Consider the following 4,941-nt stretch of genomic DNA (forward strand, 5'->3'; position numbering starts at 1 on the left):
CGGGTTCGCTCCGGGAAAGGTGACGATCCTGAGGGTCTCGCGCCTGACCGCTAGGGGTCTGCGTCACGGGAACCAAAATGGCCGAAACCAACCGAAATCGACCTCACGCAGACCCCAATCTGGCAATGCGGGCCAGCCTCTGGAGTGCGAATTGGAGGCAGGCGCGTTTGGATTCTTCCCGTGACGCAGACCCCTAGCCTGGAGTTTCGCGGTTTTTGGGGGTGGATTCGGGGTCGGTGCCGGCGTTTTTTTGACAACGGACTGGACACACAACGACCGTTTTTCTAGCGTCTGGGCATGTCGAGCACGACGGGCGGTCAGCATCGTTTCTGTGGTCGCACGTTCAGTGCGCATGAACTGGAGACGATTCGCGGCCTGATCGCGGACGGTAGTAGGACCCGCGTGGAGCTTTCGCGGCTAGTGTGCGAAGAGCTCGAGTGGCTTCGACCGGACGGACGCCTCAAGGACATGTCGTGCCGGGTGGCGATGTTGCGGATGCACCGCAACGGTCTCATCGAACTACCGCCGCCGCAGCGCTCGAATGGAAACGGCAGACGGAAGCCACGTCTGACGTCGGCATCTGACCCACAGATACCCATCACTCTTCCGGTGGGCGAACTCGGAGAACTGGAGTTCGTACAGATCCAAGCGGGGAAGCAATCGTTGCTCTGGAACGAACTGATCGAGCGTCACCACTACCTTGGGTACCAGCCTTTGGCCGGTGCTCAGATCCGCTACTTCGTGTTCGCTCGTGCACGGCTTCTGGCAGCGCTAGGATTCGGGGCCTCAGCGTGGAAGGTGGCACCACGAGATCGGTTCATCGGCTGGACGCACGAACAGCGCATTCTCAACCTCAGGTTCGTCGTGAACAACGCGAGGTTCCTGATCTTGCCTTGGGTTCAGTCACGGAATCTCGCGTCGCATCTTCTTTCGAGAGTCGTCAAGCGGTTGCCGCAGGATTGGGAGAACCGCTACGGCTATCGCCCGGTGCTGCTGGAGACGTTCGTTGGGATGCGTTTTCGCGGTACGTGCTACCAGGCAGCCAACTGGGTCGAGGTCGGGCAAACACAGGGGCGCGGGAAGTTGGATCGGTGGAACCGCTACGCCCTGCCGGTGAAGCGCATCTTCCTCTACCCGCTCCGCCGCGGCTTCCGCCGCCAACTCTGCACACAAGATCTCGCGCTGCATGGTCAGCAGAGGCGAGTCTAGTCACGTTCATTCCTGGGAGGGATCAACTTGTTCACCGTCACCGTTCCGCGGACCGTTCGGGACCTACTCGAGAACTTCAGGACGTGCTTCACGAAACCTGGATTCGAGAGTTTCTCGACTCTGATCACCGGCTGGATTATCTGCCAAGGACGCCACAGCATCAGCCGCGTGATCCAGGCGTCAGGAGTTGTTCCTACGGGCAAGCATCACTCCTCGATCTACCGATTCCTCTCGCAGGGACGGTGGACCACCGACGCGGTCGGCGAAACGTTGTTTCGACTGCTGCTGCCCTTCATGCCCAAGGAGATCACACTGATCTTGGATGACACTCTGTGCCACAAGGGCGGACCGCACATCTTCGGCGCGGCGATGCATTACGACTCGCACAGTTCGACCTACGGGCGGGGATCGACCCAAGGTCGCAAGTCGGTATTCGCGTTTGGGCACAACTGGGTGATCGCTGCACTTTGGATTCCTCTTCCATGGAATTCTGCTCAAGGGCTGGCCATTCCATTCCTGTTTCGTCTCTATCGCTCGAAGAAACGCAGTCCGAAGAGCAAGTACCGCAAGCGAACGGTACTCGCAGCTGAGTTGATCAAACTCGTGAAAAGCTGGCTTCCCGCCGGACGTCGACTGCACGTCCTTGCAGATTCCGAATACGCATGCGAGACGGTCGTGCGTGATCTCCCCGCCGACATCGTTTTCACCGGGCCGATGGTCATGGATGCGGCACTCTACGAGCCGCCAGACAGATACCACGGAAAGGGACGTCCATCACGCAAGGGGAAGAGACTTCTCTCACCAAGGGACCTCGCGAAGTCATCGACAACACCGTGGAAGACGCTGACCTTGGTAATCTACGGCAAGAAAATCACGATCAAGGTCAAGTCGATGGTGTGCCTCTGGTACACCGTCGCCGGCATCAGGCGCGTGCGAGTGGTGGTGACTTGGGACCCAAGAGGAAGGTTCGACGATCGGGCGTACTTCTCCACGGACCCCAACAGATCCGAGAAAGCCATCCTCGTACAGTACGCGCGGCGTTGGGAGATCGAGGTAGGCTTCCGAAACACGAAGCAGGCCTTGGGACTCGAAGACCCGCAGAACGGATGGTGGCACCGTCCGAAGGGCTCGCATCGCGTGAAGAAACGTCCGGGCCCCAATGCTCGAGAACGTGTTGGTGAGATGGCCATCAACCACACATTGGCAACCGCGTTCGCCGCCTACGCACTCTCCATCATCTGGTACTTGCACCACGGTCAGCCCGACAAGGATGTAGCGATCGTGCGCGCAGCAGCTCCCTGGTATGGCCACAAGACGCGCCCGTCGCTCAACGACATGCTTGCCGCAGTGCGTCGAGAATTATGGACGAGCCGACTTTCTCAGCACCCGGGTACCAGACCGGGTGCTGAGAAACTCGCTGCAACCCTGCCGCACTGGCTTTTGTCCGCGTGAAAACCGCGAAACTCCAGCCTAGGCCTTGATCAAGCGTACCTAAAGCGAGGTTTCAGCGGTTTGCCGCGTACGGAGCCCGACCGGTTCGGCGCCGTCGCCGTGGTCCTTCGCCGGTTTGCTCAGTTTTCTGGTTGGTCTCCTGTCGCGTTCGATGCCACTGCGGACCGGGACATCCGTACCCCGGTATCAGTCGGATTGATCACGAGATCAATCGCACGGCATCGAGCGCCCGGAAGAAGACGTGCTGCCACGGATTCCAGGCGAGGAGTCGCAGCTTGAGTTGACGTCCAGTCGAGACCACCTGCGTCGGCACGAGCATGAAGGTCCTGACGAATCTCGAGAAGCCCATGCTCAGCACTTCCTTCTTCTCGCCACCATGCTTGTCTTTCCAGCGTCCATCTTCGGGAAGCAGTAGCGCAAACCACCTCGTCATGTTCCACGCCAGGGTCGTCATTACCATGTAGGCCCAATTGCTGAGCAGGCTGTCGAGCGGACAACGCAGCGAGTGTACCTCGCTCTTCTGGATACCGATCAACCGTTCCTGATCGCATCGTGTGTTGGCGAAGCGGACGATCTCACGAGCGGAGTCTTTCGGCTTGTTGGTGATGTAGAAGAAGTAGCGGATCACAGGGAACAGAACATTCTGTCCCTTCTCGTAGCTCAGCAGTTTTCGCACCACCACCATTCGGTAGTCGTTCGCACAGGCCGTCGGGCAGTAGTCAAACTCTGCGACGTGTTCCTCGAGCAGGTGGATGTTGAGATACTCGCGCTCCCGGACGACTCTGTCCCTGACGTTCTCTGGTCGCGATCGAGGCTGGGTCTTGATCTCGTACCGATTCTCTCGGTTGAGCTTCGACCAGGTCGCATCCTCCAGAGAATCGGCCGTTACGACCAGGTTTGGGGCTGAATCGTACCCGAACACGAACTCGACTCCCTTCTCGTCCCAGCCGTCAAGGAACTTGGTTTGGCTGAAGTCGGAGTCGCCGCGAAGCGTCACTTTCCGGAATCCACCTCGACTGACCAGGTCTACGGCTTGGTCAAGACGCGCAGCGGCGCCTTCGTATGAAGGTCGATTGCCGGGCCGGTTCTCGAGGAACAACACCTCCTGCGTGTTCGCCAATGAAACGACCAGCGGGTGGTATCCGAACCCCTTCTTGTAGCTGAAGTCCGCCCCCTCCTTGCAGTCCCCAGTCGTCTCCACGAACGAGCCATCGGCATCGATCAGCGCGTGCTCGAAGAACTCGCTGGGTTGCGAAGACCAGACGCGGAGCCGGGTCTCGTTGATCGCGATCTGAAGGTCGTCGATGTCGCCGCTCGACTTGAACCGGCGGCAGAAGTCGCCTGCCGTCGTCGGATCCGGGATACGTCGAGCACCGAGCATGTCCATGTAGTTCACGTCGTTGCGCAGCAACTCGAGGTGATCCAGGCACTCGCCGCCGGCGAGGGAGTTGAAGGTGATGTTGAGCACGTGATCGGATTCCTCGTACGGAGCATGGAACCGAAGAAGCCGTACCCGGTCATCGATCTCCCGGTCGAGCCCGATCGCCTTCGCCATCTGGTGCATCAGGCCGATGCCTCCCGCGGCGACCGCTCGCACCCGAGATGCGATCTCGTAGGTCGCTCCCGTGCCGCGCAGCACTGGACGGCCATCGTGCGCCTCGCGCTTGTTCTCGCGCTCGAGTCGTCGCTCGATCTGGCCTTTGAAACACCGCAGCTGTCGTCGTAGACTTGCTTTCACTTCAAACGCCCCTCCCAGGGCCAGTGGTTGTTCGTTCAAACCGTTCAAACCCACGTACGATCGGGAGAACCGGGTGTTTGGAGTGTTTCTACGTTTTCTTCGAATTCAACCGCGCTTGATCAAGGACTAGACAACCTTCCGCCGCGACGGCGCGGCAACCATCAACACAAAAGGAGGCACACCCGTGCCCAGACTGATCGAACTACAGGCGGTCGACGAACACGTCGCCGCACTCCCATCCCACGAACGAACCGGGCACCGCCCGGTCAGGGTCGACCTTGCGCACGTCCTGCGGATCGAAACCGCAGGTCTCGGAGACGGTGCCGTCCGCTTCGTCACGGACCGAGGCGATGTCGTCGCGGATCTGCACGCTAGCGACTCGCTAGCCGTGAGCGGCGAAGCTGAACCCGGTGAGGTCGACAAGCTCGGCGCGGTCGCCAGGCTCGTCGCGGACGCCGCGCCCGATGACCGCGAGCGCATAGCGTCGGGCGACCGACTCGGGAGAACAACACGGTGAGTAATCAATCCATCGACACGATTAT

Annotated in this window: 4 protein-coding genes; 3 read left to right on the forward strand and 1 reads right to left on the reverse strand. The window is 60.0% G+C overall.

All coding sequences use genetic code 11. The features are described 5' to 3' along the window. The first annotated feature begins 297 nt into the window (after positions 1-297). Both IH944_14615 and IH944_14620 read left to right on the forward strand, forming a co-directional pair. Positions 298-1,209 (forward strand): DUF4338 domain-containing protein, encoded by a 912-nt coding sequence (locus tag IH944_14615; protein MCH7905786.1) that lies wholly within the window; start codon positions 298-300, stop codon positions 1,207-1,209. Between the two features lie 27 nt (positions 1,210-1,236). After that, a complete protein-coding gene (locus IH944_14620) occupies positions 1,237-2,661 on the forward strand; it encodes a transposase (GenBank protein ID MCH7905787.1) in 1,425 nt (474 codons plus the stop codon). A 199-nt stretch (positions 2,662-2,860) separates the two neighbouring features. On the opposite strand, the gene IH944_14625 is transcribed toward IH944_14620, so the two are convergent. After that, positions 2,861-4,399 (reverse strand): IS1380 family transposase, encoded by a 1,539-nt coding sequence (locus IH944_14625; protein ID MCH7905788.1) that lies wholly within the window; start codon positions 4,397-4,399, stop codon positions 2,861-2,863. Between the two features lie 184 nt (positions 4,400-4,583). Between IH944_14625 and IH944_14630 the strand changes: the two genes are divergently transcribed. Continuing rightward, on the forward strand, positions 4,584-4,916 hold the full coding sequence (locus IH944_14630) for a hypothetical protein (protein MCH7905789.1): 333 nt from the start codon (positions 4,584-4,586) through the stop codon (positions 4,914-4,916). The last annotated feature ends 25 nt before the right edge of the window (positions 4,917-4,941 follow it).

Source organism: Armatimonadota bacterium, from assembly GCA_022563855.1.
Lineage (GTDB): Bacteria > Armatimonadota > Fimbriimonadia > Fimbriimonadales > Fimbriimonadaceae > JADFMN01.

Bases quoted from the DNA above. Each gene is read 5' to 3' on its own strand.
- IH944_14615 (MCH7905786.1), top strand. From the start codon at position 298: ATGTCGAGCACGACGGGCGGTCAGCATCGTTTCTGTGGTCGCACGTTC.